Source organism: Sphingobacterium lactis, assembly GCF_051951495.1.
Lineage (GTDB): Bacteria > Bacteroidota > Bacteroidia > Sphingobacteriales > Sphingobacteriaceae > Sphingobacterium > Sphingobacterium lactis_A.
On record NZ_JBNHAS010000002.1, the window covers coordinates 573,566 to 592,771 of the forward strand.

The following is a 19,206-nucleotide window of genomic DNA, read 5'->3' on the forward strand; positions in this document are numbered from 1 at the left end:
AATAGAATATAAAAGATACGAATTTAGTGATATACTAACACATGAATTGGCTTAATAGATACTTACTTGCTTCTTTATTTTTCCTGGTACTTTCTTGTCATACAAAGGAAGGAGATCTTCTTCCTGAAATCGATCCGGGACTTGATTTAACAGAACCCATTGCTTTAAACGAAGAGTTTTTATTGGATCCTGTAAAAATGAGGATTAATAACATGGCAAATGGGAATTATCGTGGTTTAGCACATGAGCGATTTTTCATTGACATCAGTGGTCCCGAATCGGCCTATTGCCATCCGGATATTCAATATTTTCCCAATGGATTTCGTGGATATAAATATTGGATGGTATTCACTCCTTATTTTGGTAAGGTTGGAACAGATTTCTATGCCAAACGCTATGAAAACCCAACTGTAGTGGTTTCCAATGATGCGATCAACTGGATTGAACCAATAGGCATTCATAATCCTATTCAACTGACCCCGTCTTTTAAAGAGAGCTTTTTGGAAAAAAAAGGTGAATTGGTGCAAGGTTTTTGGTCGGATGTAGATTGGCTGTACCGCAATGGTCAATTTGAACTGTACTACCGCGGTAGTTGCATTAGTGCCGAAGCATTAAAACGTCGTGGAGCCAAAACAGCAAATAATCGCTCTAAACTCAAAGAAAATGCACAGCGTACTATTGTTCGTCAAACTTCGACCGATGGTATTAACTGGAGTCCTTTGGAAGTAGCTTTTACAAGTAATCCTCCTCACTCACCAAAAAATAGTCATGTGCTGTCTCCTGCTTTTGTAGAAGTAAATAAGGATATTTATAGTTATGAGGTGACTTTCAATAATAATAAAGATCGTATAAAGTCTGATGCACACACTTTAGTTATTCAACGTAAATCAGAAAACGGATTGGATTTCTCGAGTTTCACATCCTCTAAGGTCATCAACTTTTTTAACAAACCTTGGTTAGAATTAGATACAGATAATGCGGTTTGGCATCTTAATGCTAATTATGATCAAGGCTATTATTTTCTTGTGCTATCTGTGGGAAATGTAAAGAAATATACTTCTGATCTTTTATACTTGGCTTATTCTAAAGATGGTATAAACTTTATAGTAGATCCTAAACCTGTAATAAGCTACCTGGCTTATCGTTCAGCAATCTTCCTAAAACAAACGGATTCCAAATATATGGATTTTGGTATGGTGATAGGAACCAAGGATGGCAATTTCAACTATGCAGAAATTAGGGTAGATAAGGATAGAATTAAAGATGCATTTAAATAGTAATTCGCTTTGATGTAGCATCTACCAAAACGTATATGTACTTTTGAGTATGAACCCCACTATTTCTGTCATTATTCCAATATATAATCGAGGTAAATACGTCGCTGAAGCCATTGAAAGTATACTACATCAGACTTATCAAGATTTTGAATTGATATTAGTCAACGATGGTAGTACGGACAATTCTGCTCAAATTTGCCAAGAATATGTTGAAAAGGATGCTAGAATAACCTATTTAGAGCAAGAGAATGCGGGTGTGTCTGTTGCTAGAAATGCTGGATTAGCCAAAGCAAAGGGTAAGTATATCTACTTTTTTGATTCAGACGACAAACTGGATAAGGAGTTTCTCAGAACCTCCATTCATTTTGCCCAAAGTGGAGATGCTGATTTGGTGGTCTGTGGTCAATACTATGAAAATAGGTTTCCCAATCCCATGGCATTGCCTACCTGCGCCACATTTGTAAAAAAAGCTTTACTTGATCGCTATCCAGAAATTGTATTTCCTGCCGGTATTCAACCCTGCGAAGATGGACTGTTCTCCCATCAGATTCTTGCTTTAACCAATAAGTTAGCTTTAAATAGGGATGCACATTATTTCTATAGGCAGCACGATGAACAGAATACAGCAAATAACTGGAAGTTTACGGAGAAGATTCTGACACAAATACCACAATGGTTCCAGGTGTTGGAGAACTTCTACAATAATCACCAATTGTGGAATAAGAAAGCACTTCACATAGCTCGTTTTATGGAACATGAACCCTTCGAATCGCGCTATAAGCAGATGCCTTTTGATGCCGAACAGAAGCAATTGCTGCATAGTCTAATAAAAGGTTTTATGGAGAAGCATGTTTTGGTTCACTTAAAACCAGCGGATAAAGATCAGTTGTCGCAAGTGTTCTTAGGCTTTTTGGAAGCAAAGGATGCAAAAGCTTATGATGAATGGTATGCTGATTTTGTGAGGAGTAATAAATGGAAATTAAAGGGGATGCATTTACTCAGTAAATTATTGCCATCTCGTGTATCCAAAAGAACCTTTCGCCAGAAAATTCAACGTAAATACGGATCATGAAAATCCACATAGTACAATATCAAGGTTTTTTGAACAGTCAAGGTGGGACAGAGAAAATGGCAACTTTCTTTGCCAATACCTTTTCCCAAAAGGGTCATGATGTCACTATAATTACCCAAGATCCCGTGGAGGGTACATCAGTATTTCCTTTAGATCCAAAAGTTCGATTGATCAATCTTTATAAGGGCAAGGATAACAGCATTGTACTTCGTAAATTATACAATTACAAGGGTAAAAATCCTATTTCATGGATACGTTATAAAATCCAAAAGAAAATAGATAAAGCGCATAATAAGCGATTGATGGCTGCGCAAGGAGTTCGTACAATGGATGAGTTACAAATCCATAATTTAAATGTACGGTCTAAGAATTGGCCTTCATTCTTTGCTGATGAAAAGCCCGATATTATTATATCAATGGCTGTTTCCACTTTGTTGGAAATAACCTATCAAGGTCCATTACCCTTTCCCATCATAAATACCGTGCATGGTCGTCCTGATTACGATTACAGCGATATCCTCTGGTATAGAAGCCCACAAGACATGGATTTATTAAAGAAATCCTATTCATACCTGACGGGTATTCAAGTGTTGTTTGAAAGTTATGCAGCTTATCTGCCCGACACGTTCACTGGAATATGTAAAGTCATACCAAATCCGATTCCGCAGTATGATGAAGGGCAATTAGCCCAACTAGATCAAGATAAAGATCGTTATCAGCTTATTCATGTTGGATCATTAATCAATGCTGGTAAGCAACAAGAATTGGCAATGGAATGTTTTGCTGCACTAAAGGAGAAATATCCCAATTGGGATTTGATCTTTATAGGAGAAGGACCGGATGAGCTTTATTTGAAAGAACGTTCTGCTGCATTGGGACTTGAAAGTAGAGTGTTTTTTAGAGGATATACCGCTAATCCCGAGGAGGAATTGCGAAAGGCTGATGTGTTTGTCTTCCCAAGTAAATATGAAGGATTTCCATTGTCATTAGGGGAGGCCATGTCCATTGGGTTGCCTGCTATAGGTTTTACGACCTGTTCTGGTGTAAATGAATTGATCCAACATCAGAAAACTGGGTTTTTAGCACAAGATAAAAATGAATTTATGAACTATCTGGATCAACTTATGTCGGATAGGGATTTAAGAATTCAGATGGGGAGAGAAGCGCATCGATATGTGCAAGCATTTGATAAAACTATGGTTGCTCAAAAATGGGAGGCGTATATTCATGAAATTCATGAGAAGCACAAACACCAAAACTAAACTTCAATTACAAAGGTGCATTTTGTATCTTTGAAGCAAAGCTTATTAACTGAACGAATATCTTTATGGCAATTCCAAAAACGATCTATCAGACCTTTAAAACAAACGATATTCCCTGGTTGACCAAATGCTATATCTGGCTATTCAGAAAGAAGAATCCCAATTACAAATATGTGTTTTTTGATGATCAGGCAGTAACTGATTTTATCAAAACAAACTTTGATAGTCGAGTATTTAAAGCTTATTCTAGGTTACAGATTGGAGCAGCAAAAGCTGATTTCTTTCGTTATGCGGTGTTGTATATACATGGGGGTGTTTACCTTGATTTAGATTCTGATCTTTTAGTTTCCTTAGATAAGCATTTGGAAAATGATGATGTTGCGGTTATATCGCCTGAGAAGAACCATCCTGAATACTTTGCACAATGGGCTTTGATTTATGATAAAGGCCATCCTTTTCTTAAACGAACAATCGATTATGCAGTGGATAATATTGAGCAAAATCGATACCCGCATGATGTGCATAAAACAACAGGTCCTTCGATATATACCAAGGCTATTAATGATGAGTTAGCCGAGAATCCAGATACCCCTCATCGTGTCGTAGCACCAGATTACAAAGGTATGATGCAGTTCAAATACCGATTAGGCAAATTACTGATCTATCGTGATCGGAAAAATCATTGGAAGAAATTACAGCAACGTATTTCTGTGGTTAAAGAAGAAGATTAAAGACTACGGTAGCAATTCATGAGTTGCTCGGCAATTTGATCATCATTAAATCGTTGAGCATATTGTATTCCTGCCTTTGCCATTGCTTTCCTTTTAGCCTCATCATTCCATAAAGATAAGATAGCATCTTTGATCTCTGTGGTGCTTTCTGGGGATATATATACCGAGTCAGGACCTGCAGCTTCAGGAAATACTCCCGATTTATTGGTGATTACAGGCGTTTCTGAATATAAAGCCTCTATAATTGGGATACCGAATCCTTCAAATCGGGAAGGGTAAAGGAAAATACTAGCCATACTATAGATAGTAGCCAGTTCTTCCATACAGAATCCCTCCAAGAAACGTACTTGATTTTCCATTCCTTTTTCTTTTACATAGGTCTTAATCTCTGCAGCATATGCAGTAGGTTTCCCAATGATGATTAATGGAATAGTTAATCCCTCAATTGCTTTGACTAGTTGAAATGCATTCTTTCTAGGTTCAATTGATCCTACATTCAATAAAAACTCTTTAGGTAGATTATATTCCTTTCTTAGCGCTTCTTTTTGGGCTTCTGTGTGCTCTACTTTGAACGCAGGATGACATACTTGGTAAATTACCTCAATTTTGGATGGGTCGCAGGGGTAATAATGTAAAATATCCCTTTTTGTTTGCTCACTTATCGCGATAATTTTATCCGCATGTGCTACGGCATGTTGGGCTTTTTTATTATAAATCCAACGATCCAATGGCTTGTACAATTCGGGAAATCTCAAGAAGATGAGGTCATGTATGGTTACAACAGATTTGATTCCTGCTTGCTTCAAACCTGAAGGGATTTCTCCCGATAAACCATGAAAGATGTCAACAGAATCTCTTTTTAAATCGTCTACAATACGTCTGTTTCGCCAAAGACCAGGTAATAAACTGTTTATTTTTCCCTGTGGTAACTTAATGCTTTGAGGTGGTTCCGTAGAAGATTTAGCTAGTTTTGGCGTGTATTTGATGTATTTGTTTTCCGGAAATTGGGTTTCCAGAATGCGGATTAGATCACGACTATAATTACCAAGTCCCGTCCGGTTAAGAAAGTATCTTTTAGCATCAAAGCCAATGGTAAGCATAGATAATTTGTTTTGTTGTTTCTTGTTAAGAATCCTTATAGGAGCCCAATGGCGACAAAGGTAAAAATTTACCTTGAATCGAATCAGGCATTCTTATCATAAAGATAATTTACTTCATGAAATTATACTTGATTATTTCACTTATTTTGGAGAAAATATTTCCTCTACCTTCGATAGGACCATCGAAGGACTTATTAAGTCGATAGCTTCTACACCATCGCAAAGACAGGATTTATTGCCATAAACAGAACTAGGTCGATTAGGATGATCTACCTGTATACAATCTGAATAGGATTGACCATAGCCAATAAAGCCAGCAAAAGGATGTGTTGCTCCCCATAAGGACAAGCACCTTGTGCCAACTAATGATGCCATGTGCATGCCAGAGCTGTCCATACTGATCATCAGATCCAAATGGGAAATAATATCCAATTCCTCCGTTAATTTATAACGCCCAACCAAAGAATGTACATTATCGTAGTTTTCAGCCCAATTTTCGGTGATTTGTTTTTCCTGTTCTCCACCTCCAAAAAGTAATACCTCATAGCCCTTGTTGGCCAAGGTTTGGATAATCAATTCCATCTTAGCATAAGGCAATACTTTGTAAACATGCTGTGCAAAGGCAGCTATACCAATTTTCTTTTTATCGGATGCAAGGATAGGCATCATGCCTGGAGGTATCAAACGATATTCTTTTTGCAGCTGATGATCCAATTGCAATTGGAAGCCTAATTGACGAAACACATCGGCATAACGTTCTGTAGTTAGTTTAAGCTGCTTGAAAACCTTGTTTTTAGTGCGGGTTAATTCCTTCTTTTCTTTTCTTCCCTTATCCAGTAAGCGTACTTTAACTCGAATGCTTTTAAAGAGTCCGTCTATCACTCTAGAGCGAAGATTGTTGTGCAAGTCAGCAATGGCATCAGGTTTATAAGCCTTTAATTCATTGAAAAGACTAAACAAGCCAAACAGTCCTTTATGCTTTCCTTTAGGTTGGATAGGGTGAAACTTAAGGCGAGGGATATTTTGGAAAAATGCAGCAAATAGAGATCTGGAAACCATGATGATTTCCGTATCGCTATGTTGTTCCTGAAACGCTTTGAGAACTGTAGCAACCATAGCCACGTCACCCATGGCTGAAAAGCGGGTTACAATAATGCGTTTCATCTCTGCTTATTTTTGTGATCCGTATAAAACCGGATTTAGATTAGGGTCATTGTACATCTTCATTTGCTTGTACACCTTCATGTATTTACGACCAGCCTCAATATCTGCCAATAACTCATCAATACTTTGAGAAAGATCCTTACGCTGTTCCAATAAGATGTTTAACTTTTCAGTACAAGATTGCAGATGCGAATTGGAAACATCAGAACGCAATGTTTCCTGTTCCATATGGTAGATTTTAAGTGCCAATATGGAAAGACGATCAATAGCCCATGCAGGACTTTCTGTATTGATCTTCGCATCGGCTAAAGAAGATACATCTTTGAATTTTTGAAGGTAATAGCTGTCGATAAACTCCACCGTATCAGTCCTTTCTTGATTCTGACGGTCGATGCGTCTTTTCCAATAAAGACCTTCACGAGGATCGATATCTGGATTTCGAACTACGTCCTCCATATGCCATTGAGCTGTGTCAATCCAGCATTTCATATACAACAAGTGCTCAAGGCTTTCCTTATCGTATGGATTGTTGATGGGCTGATCAATTTGATCAAACTGATGGTAATCATCAATTACCTGTTTAAAAATGTTGTTTGCTGTAGCACTAATCATATACAAATATACGCTTTTACCCTACTAAACGTGGGTATTCGATGGGAATTGCATCTTAGCAATAAAGAATCTTAAAAATTAAAGCTTAACTGGTGAAAAAATCCAATACCAGTGATGGGAATATCCCAAACACAAGTAACATAATAGTCAGTATAATGCCGATATAAAGCATGGCTTTACTGGAAGGAGCAATTTGAATCTGCACTTCTGTATTGTTTCTTAGAAAAGCCTGTAATGGAATTTTGAAATAATAAAATAACGAAATAACCGATGTCAATGCTCCAACAATGAGCAAACCCAGATACATCGGCTCATTTAGTATTTGATACTGTTCAAAAATACTACTAAACACCAAAAGTTTAGCAACAAATCCTGCCGTAGGAGGAATTCCGATAAGGGATATACCTACAAATGAAAAACAAGTAAATAAAATAGGAAGCTGTTTTCCAAGACCTGCATAAGCACTCATTGCAGTACTTCCAAGCTTTTGTTCCAGCACATCAATGAAAGCAAAGAAAGCTAAATTCATGATGGTATAGGCCAATAGATAAAACAACAGAATATCCATGTGTTCATGGCTATAGCCAATAATTGCCATCAAAAGAAAGCCAGTATGTCCTATGGAAGAATAGGCCATCATTCTTTTGATATCCGTTTGTCGTAAGGCAATTAAATTACCAGCAAGCATGGTCACCATACTGACGATTCCTAGAAATAGAAAAGTCAATTCGCCAAAATAGAATGGCGAGCTAAGCCAAGTAGATGCAAGCTTTGCAAAGAATATAAGCACAGCTATCTTAGGGACTGTTGATAAAAAGGCTGTGACTGGAGTAGGTGCACCTTCATATACATCTGGTGCCCATAGATGGAATGGGATAAAACTTAGCTTAAAGCCAATTCCTGTAAAAATAAATAACAGAGATATGCTGACCATCATTTCTGGAGCAGCAGTCAATCCCTGCATATGTTGGGGACTTAAGAAATTCAAATTTCCGGTAAGACCATAAATCAAGGACAATCCATATAACATGACAGCAGAACAAGCCGAACCAAAAAGAGCATATTTCATAGCCGCTTCTGATTGTGCTTTATTCTCCGAAAAATAACCTACAAGAATGTAGGATGAAATGGAAATCATTTCTATAGCGATAAAGACCATGAGCCAATGCTCAGTCATCGTCAGGAAGTTCATGCCTATACCTGCCGCTAATAGGATACTGTATATATCGCCTTTACGCTTCTTAAAGGTTTTATGCTCAAAATGCTGCTGAATATAAATGCTGGAAATAAATAAACTGAACATGATCAGCATACGTCCAAAATAGCTGATCTTCCCTAAACTGAGCATGCCGAAGAAACCCTGCTCCGTGCTGAATTGTTGAGAGAACAATACTACAAAAGCACCCAATATACTTGCTAGGCAAATGTAAAAGGAACTTTGTTTCCATATCTTGTCAAAGAAGAGTGTCCCTGCAATACTCATCAGAAAACCCAATGCCAATACAAGCTCTACCTTGATCAAAGGTACAGATTGTATAACCTGATCGATACTGCTGCTTACCTGTTGACTGAACTCCATGTGCCTTTCTTACAAATAGGGATTAATTAAATTCAAAAGACTCAAAACTGAATCATTCAACACGCTAAATACCAAAGCCGGCATAATACCTAAGATTAACGCCAATGCTAAAGTAGGGAATAGGATAATTTGCTCCCGAATGCTTAGATCTTTTAAGGAAACTGCCCATTCTTCACCCCCTCTTAGACGTGTTTGGCCGAAGAACATGCGTTGTAAGGTCCATAAAAAGTATGCTGCACTTAAAAGTATACCCAATGATCCGAATATGGCCATCCAACGTGGTATTCCTGTTGCCATACTTTCCGCATTGAATGTTCCAATGATGACAAAGGCTTCCCCAATAAATGCCGAGAATCCTGGTAATCCTAAAGAAGCAAAAAATGCGATGGCTACATAGGCTGTGTATTTTGGCATCAAAGTCGCTAAACCACGGAAGTTATAGATATAACGGTCATGAACTCGATCGTATAAGACACCTACTAAGAAGAATAGAGCAGCAGATAGGAATCCATGGCTTAACATCTGAAATACTGCACCCGAAATACCCTCTGCTGTCATGGATGCAATACCCAAAAGGACAAATCCCATATGCGATACGGAAGAATAAGCGATCAATCGTTTTAAATCGGTTTGTGCTAAAGCATTAAATGCCCCGTATAGAATGGAGACAATACCGATTAACCCTAACCACCAATTGGCATCTGCTGCTGCATCAGGGAATATCCCTAAGCATATACGGATGATACCGTATCCTCCGATTTTTAACAAAATACCTGCTAGGATAATTGAAATCGGAGTAGGTGCTTCCACGTGCGCATCAGGTAACCAAGTATGAAGCGGCACGATAGGTACCTTAATAGCAAAGGCAACAAACAATACAATAAAACCGATCATTCTGGCCGGTATACCAAATACTTCATTGACATTGTCTAGGAAGCCGAAGAATGCACCATCAACATAATTTGCCGGATTCATCATGTACAGCATGTTGAAGGTATGGGCGCCTGTTTGCGGATTCTGAACTGAAAAGTATAAGCCTACGATAATTAACAACATAAATACCGAACCGAATAGGGTATAAATGAAGAATTTTATAGCTGCATATTCCCTACGCGCTCCACCCCATATCCCGATAAGGAAATACAAAGGCAAGAGCATAACTTCATAAAAGACATAAAATAAGAAGAAATCCAATGCACAGAAAATACCCATTACAGCGGTGTTTAAAAGCATTAACAAGGAAAAGTAGCCTTTTCTGCTTTTTTCAACATTCCAAGATGCACCTACCGCCATAAGCATCACAAGAGAACTCAAAAGTAGTAGGGGAAGGGAGAACCCATCGACACCCAAGAAATAATCTATTTCCAACTTACCTAGCGAACCTAAGTCCATTCTAATCCAAGGTAACTGCTCTACATACTGATAAGCCGCAACATCGTTAAATGCAGCGGTACTTGGCTGGTAATTCGCATATAAAAAACCAGCTAACCCCAATTGCAATAAAGTCGTCCCCAGAGCAATATACTTGAATGTTCCATTGATTCGATTGGGTAGAACCAATGTCAATGCAACGGCAAGCAAGGGTAAAAAGATAAGTAAGGAAAGTAAACCCATCTTATTTTAATATCAAATAAAGTAATCCAATTAATAAAACCGTGAAGGCGAATCCTAAATAATTCTGTAGCCTTCCATTTTGCACCCAGCGCAATAAATGTCCTAGGTAATAAGTTGATCCAGCAATTCCATTTACAAAGCCGTCAACTATATTCCGATCTATCCAGGCGCTTGCCTGTCCGAGTCCTCGAACAACAGACCCAGAAGCATTGATAATCCCATCAATAATATTCCGGTCGAACCAATAAAGGCCATTACTGAAACTTACTACGGGTTGAATAATTACACGCTGATATATTTCATTCAAGTATCCTTGATTGAAGGAAAGTCGATTTAAAAAGCTGTTTTCCTGCAATGGATATTTCTGTTTGACATACCACTGATACCCCAAAATCCATAAGAGAATGCTGCACATTGTCATGCCGATTGGTAAAATCAAATGCAAGCTGTGGATTTCTGCGAACTCATATTTCAATTGGAAGCCTTCCAATACAAAAGAATGATGGTAGGCGATAGGATTCCAGCTGAAAACAAAGAACAAGGAGCATAGTCCTAAGAATATCATTGGCCAAAGCATACTTGAACTAGCCTCATGAATCTCAACGGAAGAAACATCCTGTCTAAGTTCACCAAAGAAAACCTTAAATATTAAACGTCCAATATAAAATGCAGTCATCAAACTGGCGAATACCAACCCGATCGGAATTAATAGATACATACCTCCATGCTGAATTCCCCATTCAAAGGTGGAGATCAATATGGCATCTTTTGATAAGAATCCAGAGCTTAATGGGAATCCTGCTAATGCCAAGGATGCAATCGTCATCAAGACAAAGGTTTTAGGCATGTATTTTCTCAAGCCCCCCATCTGCTGAATATCCTGCGGATCAATATTCAATTGATGCTTTTCTTTGAAATGAACCATTTCATGGATTACAGCACCTGCAGCCAAGAATAACAAACATTTAAAGAAAGCATGTGTCACCAAATGAAAAATAGCGGCATCCCAAGCTCCAACACCAATAGCAACCATCATAAAACCCAACTGCGATATGGTAGAAAAAGCTAATATGCGCTTAATATCTCGTTGCGCTAACGCGAAATATCCAGATATAACAGCTGTGATGGTACCTATGCTGGCAATCATCAACAATACTGTATCATTAAATATTGGAAATACCGTGCTTAATAAGAATACCCCTGCTGCTACCATTGTAGCGGCATGAATAATGGACGATACTGCAGTAGGGCCTTCCATGGCATCTGGTAACCACACGTGCAAAGGAAATTGTGCAGATTTAGCCATAGCTCCTAGGAAGAAACAAAACCCTGTAAAAGTCATCCATCCTGTAGATCCTGCAGGAAGACTATAAAACAGTCCGTCTTGTGAAAATAGCTCCACTAAATTTAAACTGCCGTATAGACTATAGATACTGGCTATTCCCAATAAAAAGCCTAAATCTCCAATTCGGTTAATAATAAAAGCTTTCTTATTAGCTTGTGCTGCGGATTCCTTCTGAAACCAAAAACCAATAAGTAAGTAGGAAGCAAAACCAACCAATTCCCAAAAGATATACATCATCAAGAGGTTGTCGGCAATGGTTAAACCCAACATGGCAAAACAGAAAAGACTCAGATACATCCAATAACGATGTATGCCAGGATCTCCCTTCATATAGGCTCTGGAATAGATATGTACCGGAAGAGCAATTATACAAACTAATAATTGCATCAAAACCGTTAGGTTATTCAAAAGAACCCCAACTTGAAAGGAATGCTCGCCTATGGTAAACCAGGTAATGCTACTGTGTTGAGATGGCTGATTCCATACCTGTGCAAATACACAAATACCTGAAATGATTGTGCTTAAGGAGATCGCTAGAATGGAAACCCAACCAGATTGGGATTTTCTTCCCAAAATAGCTTGGATAAGAAAAGCTAGGAATGGCAATGCCACAACAAGTAAACTTGCTGCAGTAGCTGATATAGTTCCCGTGGATGGCATTAATCTCTTAAGTCAGTGATTTTTTCAGGGTTAATAGTTTTGTATTTTCTGTAGACATTCAATATAATGGCCAAGCCTACAGCCACGGCTGCTGCCGCCAAAACAATGGCAAATAAAGCAAATACTTGTCCGCCATAGTTTAGTTTGTCATAACGACCGAAAGCTACCAGATTTAATATAGCAGCATTGATTATAAACTCGATGCCTACCAAGATCATGATGGCATTACGCTTCGCTAGGATAGCATATAAACCAATGCAAAATAGGCAAGCTGAAACAACTAAGAAATGCGTTAGTGTAATCATGATTCATCCTCCTTTCTGGATAAATGTGCGGCACCAATCAGAGCCAACAACAAGAATATCGATATGACTTCAAAAGGCAATAAGTATTGTGTCATAAACTTAATGCCCAATTGTTGAATGTTATTATCACTAGCCTGAATGACCTGCCCCTTATTTAAGTTCTCGGTAATCCATCGAGGTGTGTTGTCTTGCCATTCGATAATTCCATAAACCATCAATCCAAAGAAAGCCAATGTCAAAAGCAGGGACTGCCACTGAGGCATGGATAGAAATTTACTGGAGGTGTTTTGCAAATCAGCCAATAACTCCTTATTCGAAAGCATAAAGGCAAAAATCATTAAGATCAAGACTCCACCAACATAAACCATAATCTGAGTTATGGCAACAAAATCTGCTAATGCAAAAATAAAGAGTCCCGCCATTGCGAACAGCACCACAAAGAACAAGAATAAGGCTCTGGCAGTATTCTTTAGACTGACCACTAATAAGGCGGACCCAATTGCTAATACAGCGAAGGCATAAAATATGGCTAATTCCATTATTTCTTTTTGGCTGCCTCCTTTTCAGCTTGAAAGCGTGTCCATTCTTCTTTGCGTTTAGCGATCTCCTGCTCATTCATATCTGAAAAAGAATAGTTAAGATCAGCTAAATTAGGCGTGCTACGATCATATTGATCGGTCATGGTTATACATTCTGTTGGGCATACAACGGTACATAGTCCGCAGTACATGCATTTAGCCATATCTATTTCGAATTTGGCTGCATACAGTCTTTTTACACTACCATCAGAAGTTTTACCAATAGCATCTGGAGATTTGATCGCCTCAATAGCAATACAATCCACAGGGCAGGCTTTAGCGCAAAGATCACATACAATGCAATCGTCAATTTCCACATCCAGTTGGTATCTGGCAACTTCAGGAATAGGCATTTTGACCTTTGGGAACTGTACAGTGGTCACACCTCCTTGATTGTCAAAATAAGCCTCCTCTTTAATATCCAAGGTCTTCCTAGCTTTACGCGCAGAGAAAAGGTGCTTCACTGTTAAAGTAAGCCCTTTAATGGCTGTCGCCAAGCCTTGTATGGTCGTCCTTAAAATCATTAAATCATAACGGTTATTCTCCAAATTCCTGATATGGCCATACAAACGAATGCCAAAGGGATAAGGATTTTCCAACATAAAACCATTAACTGATCCGCCCGGAACCTTGGTAAGGTCCAACGGATCCATATCTGAACTGCTACTATGAGCAGTGATTTGATCAAAGTCCAAAATATACCCCAATAAAGACCCGTCGTCCAATCTGCCAATCGAACTACGCCAATATTAGGTAATGGGCTATTCCATGCGCCTAAGAAAATTACCACACCAAGCATGGCAACTAAAAACATCATGGCATATTCCGCCAAAAAGATAAAGGCAAATCGGATACCTCCATATTCTGTATGAAAACCACCGATTAACTCTGATTCTGCTTCTGGAATATCAAAAGGGGCTCGATTACATTCTGCTAACGAAGAAATAAAGAAAATCAAATAACTCACGATTAAATGAGGCGCCTGAAAAATATGCCATCCAAAGATACCCCCAATATCCGTGACATTCCATATCCCAAAGAAGTAGATATCCTGTGTGGACAATACTCCTTGAGCATAGGCGATGTCATTCAGGTTTAAGGTCTGGGTAATCATTACGGCTGCGATTAATGATAACCCTACTGGTAATTCATAAGATATCATTTGTGCAATAGCACGGATAGAGCCTAAAAGTGAATATTTATTGTTGGAACCCCAACCTGCCATCAAAATGCCTATGGCATCAATGGAAACCACAGCCATGATAAAGAAAAGTCCTGTATGTGTATTTGCTGGTACAAAATCTGCTGACCAAGGCACTACAGAAAAACCGACAAATACTGCCGTAAAGATCAAAATAGGGGCTAAGGCAAATAATATTTTATCTGCAGCAGCTGGAGATATAAATTCTTTTTGGAGTAATTTAAGAATATCGGCAAAGGTCTGTAATAAACCAAACTTACCAGTCTCCATAGGACCTAATCTATCCTGAACAAAACCGGCGATTTTACGCTCTGCATATACAGCAAAAAGCGTGAATAAAGCAATAAATAAAAATATTGCAACCGGTGTAAGGATATGGATAAATATGGATCCCAATCTTCTCTTTAGATTAATTCTTAATGGCTACAAACATAAGGAAAACACATGAATTAAGCAGAAAAAATAGAAAATATACTAGTTTAGTAGATTATTATTTTCAATGCCTCCTTTTGCTGCTTATTTTGTGATAATAAGATCTATTTTTGACATAACAACCTAAGTTTGTAGCTTAGTTTACCAATTCAAAACGCTACTATTTAATGAAATTCAATAAGTTTTCTAACGCTAACTAATTAAGTATTTGGGTTATATAAACCTATTTTTCCCAATATAATGACAAGAAGTAGCATTATTGACAAACAATACGTCTAATTAATGGTATTTATAAAAGAAAATAAGAAGTACAACTATGAAAAAAGTAATCTTTAGTATGCTAGCTGTAGCAACCTTGATTTTCGCTAGTTGCGGAGGATCAAAACAAATTACTGCTGATGACACAGCTGACATTGCTAAAATCACCGGTAAAAAATGGCAATTAATTGAGTTAGCAGGGAAACCTATTGCGGGTATGATCAATGGGAAAATGCCTTATTTGCAATTCCATACGAGCGAATCTCGTTACTCTGCTACCGGTGGTTGTAATACCATGAATGGTGGATATAAATTTGATAAAGGTCTACGTCTTCGTTTCACAGGTGGAATTTCTACTATGATGGCTTGTCCAGATATGGAATCTGACAGAGCCTTGGCCGAGGTTTTTAAGTTAACAGATAACTACACCCTACACGATGGTGTTCTTTCATTGAACGTTGGTCGTCGTGCTCCGTTGGCAAAATTTAAGGAAGTAGCAAATGATACTGAATTAGCAGGAACTTGGGAATTGAGTTTTATGGCCGATACGAGACTTCCGTTAATTACTTTGTTCCCTGAAAAAAAAGCAACTATTACTTTTGAAGCTGGTTCAAACAAGATTTCTGGAAATGGTGGTTGTAATAACTATGGCGGTAACCTAGAAATCAAAGGTGATGAAGTGAATTTTAGTGATATCTTCTCAACCAAGATGGCATGCCCTGGACAAGGAGAAGGATTATACTTTCAAAAACTAGCATCAGTTGACAAGATTACGGTGTCCGGTGATACCTTAAGGATGTCCTTTAAGAATCGTGATATTTTGAGCTTTAAAAAGAAATAAGACTCTTATTAAAATATAAAAAAGGCTCGAGTGCATATTGCATTCGAGCCTTTTTGTTTTATTTGAATAGTACTTTTAATTTAATCCTTCTTCGACCCAAAGGCCGTCGGATTTAATAATCTCAATGAGTTCATCCAATGCTTTGGCAGAGGAGACATTTCGTTTTACTACTTCTTTTCCTCTATACAAGGTTATTTTGTCCGGACCAGCACCAACATAGCCGTAATCGGCATCTGCCATCTCACCAGGACCATTTACTATACAACCCATAATACCAATCTTCAACCCTTTCAAATGGTTTGTCCGACTACGGATCATTTGCGTAGTCTCTTGTAAATCAAATAAAGTCCTTCCACAACTCGGGCAGGATATGTATTCTGTCTTTGATATTCTTGAACGTGTAGCTTGTAGAATTCCAAAGGATATAGATGCCAATTTATCTGTCGGTGTTGCAGGGCTATCTACCCAAATTCCTGATCCTAATCCATCAATCAGCAATGCGCCCAAGTCTGTGGCAGCATACAATTGAATCTTCGATATGGGTTCTTCAGGATTCATAATATCCCCAATTGGCCCAGAAAACTCAGCAGCGGCATAGCTTCTTTTGATGATAACTGGACAATCAATACCTATTTCTTGCAAATTGGCAAAGAATTGACGCTGATCTGCCATACCATGTGTATGATCCGTCTCTAAAATAAAGACTGTTGTGGAATCCATTTGCAATTGACCAAACAAATCACTGGTCAAATCATCATTGGAAACATAGACCAAGTTCATGGATTTGTCCTTTTGTTCGGCATCAACAAATTCCTGTAAAGAAAATACCGGATGTATATTAGTTTTATTCGCTAAACCTAACCAGGTCTTGTAATGATAAAGTTGTTTTAAATTGCCAGGCATGGTAAAGGATGGCAAACTGTCGCCCAAGAAAACAAAGTCCACCGATTGATCCCCCATATGGTATTTGTCCAATAAGGCATCGTATTTATAGCCTACATCCGATAGGATGAAAGGATCCTTTAAATTCTTTTCAGATAGGTCAACAATAATTCTAGGAACTAAAAAGCCACCAATAAAGGCATTGACCTCTTTTGAAGTGTAAGGTTTGGTTTCTACTGTTTCGATTAATTGTATGATTTCTCGAGTAGGTTCCTCCACCAATTTCTTAGCTCTATTACTGTATCGATTCACTAAAGCAATTGCGACAGGAGCTTCTTTTTCTGGTTCTTCGGTTAAAGAAACACGAACTGTATCTCCTAATCCATCTTCTAATAGCGTACCGATGCCCACTGCCGATTTAATACGGCCATCTTCTCCATCACCAGCCTCTGTAACACCTAAGTGCAAAGGATAATTCATGTTTTCAGCAACCATCTTTTCCACCAATAGGCGATAGGCTTGAACCATCACCTGCGGATTCGAAGACTTCATCGATACCACTAAATTATAATAATACAGGTCTTCACAGATGCGGATAAATTCCAATGCTGATTCCACCATGCCTTCAGGCGTATCGCCATATCGGCTCATGATGCGGTCTGATAATGAACCATGGTTGGTACCAATACGCATGGCTGTGCCGTATTCCTTACAGATATTCACCAATGGGGCGAACTTCTTGTAAATACGATCTAACTCAGCTTGATAGGCTTGGTCGGTATAGTCGATTTGATCAAACTTCTTTTTATCGGCATAGTTTCCAGGATTCACACGAACTTTTTCCACAATCCTTGCTGCTACTTCAGCTGCATTTGGGGTAAAGTGAATATCTGCTACCAAAGGAACATTGTACCCTCGCTTGCGCAATTCATTCTTGATGTTCGCTAGGTTCTCGGCTTCTTTTATGCTTGGAGCAGTGATACGGACGTATTCACATCCGGCATCCACCATTTTGATGGTTTGCTCAACGGATCCCATGGTATCCATGGTGTCCACGGTCGTCATGCTCTGAATACGAATGGGTTGATGTCCACCCATAGGAATATCCCCAATCTGTACCTCTCGAGTTAAAAATCGACTATATGTCGTTTTCGAATTGCAATATCCTCCTGCTAGTCCTGTTAGTTTCAAACTGTCCATACAAGACAAAGTTAGCTATTTTTAAAAGTTAATAACGTAAAATGCTTAACGAATTTGCAGCTCCCTCGACTTTGATATGATAACGACTCGAAGCTTGCTCATAATTTGCCGTTTGTCGATAGTCTTCCATCTTTAAATCAACACCTTCAAACTTGTTGTTTGATAAAAAGGATTCTGTTTCTACTCGACATGCTGCACCTTTTGGAAGATATAAAATGATTTTAGATGCCGCAGTGCTAATCTCTATATTGTTGGTGCCTTCTATTGGGGCAGGAAGGTGCATGTCCATGCTCATAGCACCGGAGTTTATTTCTAAGGATCCAATTTTAAGGTTTCTAAAATCAGCATCTATATTTGCCGCTCCAACATTGTATTCCAAATCCCAAATCGCTGAATTGTTCAAGTTCACTAATATGGAATTGTTGCCCGATTTGCTGGATCGAACTTTATTATTCAATGTCAAATTTTGATTCTTATCCCCACTATTTACTAATGAAATTGAAGAGTTTTGGCTTTTGGTGCTTGCTCTCATTAAAGAGTCGGGAGAAATTTTGTCATTCATTACAAATTTAGCCGCCCCGCCATTAATTGTTAAACGAACTTTATCTTCATTGCCTGCTTTTATCAGTCCAACTGCATTCGCCGGTATAAATTCAGAATCATCTTCATCATTTACTATGCTGATGTTGCCAAACATGGTTTCATCACCCGTAACCCCTTTGTAAAAAAAGATGGAACAGATGACGATGTTACTTATTGCTATTATCCAAGCACCATTCTTGCGGTTTTGAAACAAGAAACCAATACCTATGGAAACCAAGAATAAAGGCCATAATTTTAAGGCAGCAAAGAAGTTAAAGTTGATAATATGTAGATTATGCAAGAGAACAACTGTTCCTATGAATAATAACCAGATACCTGTTGCAATTTTGTTGTTCATTGTTTTGTTGTTTTGTTGAGTTCAAAACTAATACGATATTACAAATTTAATTAGGATAAATAGGCTATGATGCCTAAATTTTCGGTAAATCAATTAGATTTGTCGGTGAATTAATTCGTTAGGAATTGTTATCTTGAACACATATAAACATTT

General features: G+C 38.2%; 17 protein-coding genes. 5 read left to right on the forward strand and 12 right to left on the reverse strand.

Translation table 11 applies throughout. The annotated features are described in order from the left end of the window. Positions 1–41: 41 nt before the first annotated feature. The 4 genes from ACP6L2_RS10120 (at position 42) to ACP6L2_RS10135 (ending at position 4,342) form a co-directional block, all read left to right on the forward strand. A complete protein-coding gene (locus ACP6L2_RS10120; RefSeq protein WP_440509082.1) occupies positions 42–1,277 on the forward strand; it encodes a hypothetical protein in 1,236 nt (411 codons plus the stop codon). A gap of 49 nt (positions 1,278–1,326) precedes the next feature. Beyond that, on the forward strand, positions 1,327–2,349 hold the full coding sequence (locus ACP6L2_RS10125) for a glycosyltransferase family 2 protein (RefSeq protein WP_440509083.1): 1,023 nt from the start codon (positions 1,327–1,329) through the stop codon (positions 2,347–2,349). Next, complete coding sequence (locus ACP6L2_RS10130) at positions 2,346–3,611, forward strand: glycosyltransferase (RefSeq protein WP_440509084.1); 1,266 nt, start codon at positions 2,346–2,348, stop codon at positions 3,609–3,611. Before ACP6L2_RS10125 ends, ACP6L2_RS10130 begins: the two co-directional genes overlap by 4 nt. Positions 3,612–3,676: 65 nt before the next feature. Further along, entirely contained in the window at positions 3,677–4,342 is a 666-nt protein-coding gene (locus tag ACP6L2_RS10135; RefSeq protein ID WP_440509085.1) for a glycosyltransferase family 32 protein, read from the forward strand. Here ACP6L2_RS10135 and ACP6L2_RS10140 read toward each other — a convergent pair. The 10 genes from ACP6L2_RS10140 to nuoH all read right to left on the reverse strand — a co-directional run bounded on the left by ACP6L2_RS10140 (position 4,339) and on the right by nuoH (position 14,896). Next, positions 4,339–5,442, reverse strand: coding sequence for a glycosyltransferase family 4 protein (locus ACP6L2_RS10140; protein ID WP_440509086.1), 1,104 nt, complete (start codon positions 5,440–5,442; stop codon positions 4,339–4,341). The two genes, ACP6L2_RS10135 and ACP6L2_RS10140, sit on opposite strands and share 4 nt — an antisense overlap. 141 nt (positions 5,443–5,583) lie before the next feature. Further along, positions 5,584–6,606: a glycosyltransferase family 9 protein gene (locus ACP6L2_RS10145; RefSeq protein ID WP_440509087.1), complete on the reverse strand. Its 1,023-nt coding sequence runs from the start codon at positions 6,604–6,606 to the stop codon at positions 5,584–5,586. Between the two features lie 6 nt (positions 6,607–6,612). Next, the gene (locus tag ACP6L2_RS10150) at positions 6,613–7,218 is read right to left on the reverse strand and encodes a DUF4254 domain-containing protein (RefSeq protein WP_440509088.1); all 606 of its coding nucleotides are present in this window, start codon (positions 7,216–7,218) and stop codon (positions 6,613–6,615) included. A gap of 85 nt (positions 7,219–7,303) precedes the next feature. Continuing rightward, positions 7,304–8,797, reverse strand: coding sequence for an NADH-quinone oxidoreductase subunit N (locus ACP6L2_RS10155; RefSeq protein WP_440509089.1), 1,494 nt, complete (start codon positions 8,795–8,797; stop codon positions 7,304–7,306). A gap of 9 nt (positions 8,798–8,806) precedes the next feature. Next, positions 8,807–10,411 (reverse strand): complex I subunit 4 family protein, encoded by a 1,605-nt coding sequence (locus ACP6L2_RS10160; RefSeq protein WP_440509090.1) that lies wholly within the window; start codon positions 10,409–10,411, stop codon positions 8,807–8,809. Between the two features lies 1 nt (position 10,412). Continuing rightward, positions 10,413–12,416, reverse strand: coding sequence for an NADH-quinone oxidoreductase subunit L (gene nuoL / locus ACP6L2_RS10165; protein WP_440509091.1), 2,004 nt, complete (start codon positions 12,414–12,416; stop codon positions 10,413–10,415). Continuing rightward, a complete protein-coding gene (gene nuoK / locus ACP6L2_RS10170; RefSeq protein ID WP_440509092.1) occupies positions 12,416–12,721 on the reverse strand; it encodes an NADH-quinone oxidoreductase subunit NuoK in 306 nt (101 codons plus the stop codon). The genes nuoL and nuoK overlap by 1 nt, the downstream gene beginning before the upstream one ends. Then, the gene (locus tag ACP6L2_RS10175) at positions 12,718–13,260 is read right to left on the reverse strand and encodes an NADH-quinone oxidoreductase subunit J family protein (RefSeq protein WP_440509093.1); all 543 of its coding nucleotides are present in this window, start codon (positions 13,258–13,260) and stop codon (positions 12,718–12,720) included. The genes nuoK and ACP6L2_RS10175 overlap by 4 nt, the downstream gene beginning before the upstream one ends. Beyond that, a complete protein-coding gene (locus ACP6L2_RS10180) occupies positions 13,260–13,823 on the reverse strand; it encodes a 4Fe-4S binding protein (RefSeq protein ID WP_440509094.1) in 564 nt (187 codons plus the stop codon). The genes ACP6L2_RS10175 and ACP6L2_RS10180 overlap by 1 nt, the downstream gene beginning before the upstream one ends. Continuing rightward, positions 13,823–14,896 (reverse strand): NADH-quinone oxidoreductase subunit NuoH, encoded by a 1,074-nt coding sequence (gene nuoH, locus ACP6L2_RS10185; protein WP_440509095.1) that lies wholly within the window; start codon positions 14,894–14,896, stop codon positions 13,823–13,825. Before nuoH ends, ACP6L2_RS10180 begins: the two co-directional genes overlap by 1 nt. 352 nt (positions 14,897–15,248) lie before the next feature. On the opposite strand from nuoH, the gene ACP6L2_RS10190 reads away from it, so the two are divergent. After that, positions 15,249–16,031 (forward strand): META domain-containing protein, encoded by a 783-nt coding sequence (locus tag ACP6L2_RS10190; RefSeq protein ID WP_440509096.1) that lies wholly within the window; start codon positions 15,249–15,251, stop codon positions 16,029–16,031. A 75-nt stretch (positions 16,032–16,106) separates the two neighbouring features. Here ACP6L2_RS10190 and ispG read toward each other — a convergent pair whose 3' ends face one another. Both ispG and ACP6L2_RS10200 read right to left on the reverse strand, forming a co-directional pair. Beyond that, positions 16,107–18,113, reverse strand: a complete 2,007-nt coding sequence (ispG, locus tag ACP6L2_RS10195; RefSeq protein WP_440509097.1) for a (E)-4-hydroxy-3-methylbut-2-enyl-diphosphate synthase — start codon at positions 18,111–18,113, stop codon at positions 16,107–16,109. Positions 18,114–18,141: 28 nt separating this feature from the next. Further along, the gene (locus ACP6L2_RS10200; protein ID WP_440509098.1) at positions 18,142–19,053 is read right to left on the reverse strand and encodes a LiaI-LiaF-like domain-containing protein; all 912 of its coding nucleotides are present in this window, start codon (positions 19,051–19,053) and stop codon (positions 18,142–18,144) included. Positions 19,054–19,206 lie beyond the last annotated feature (153 nt).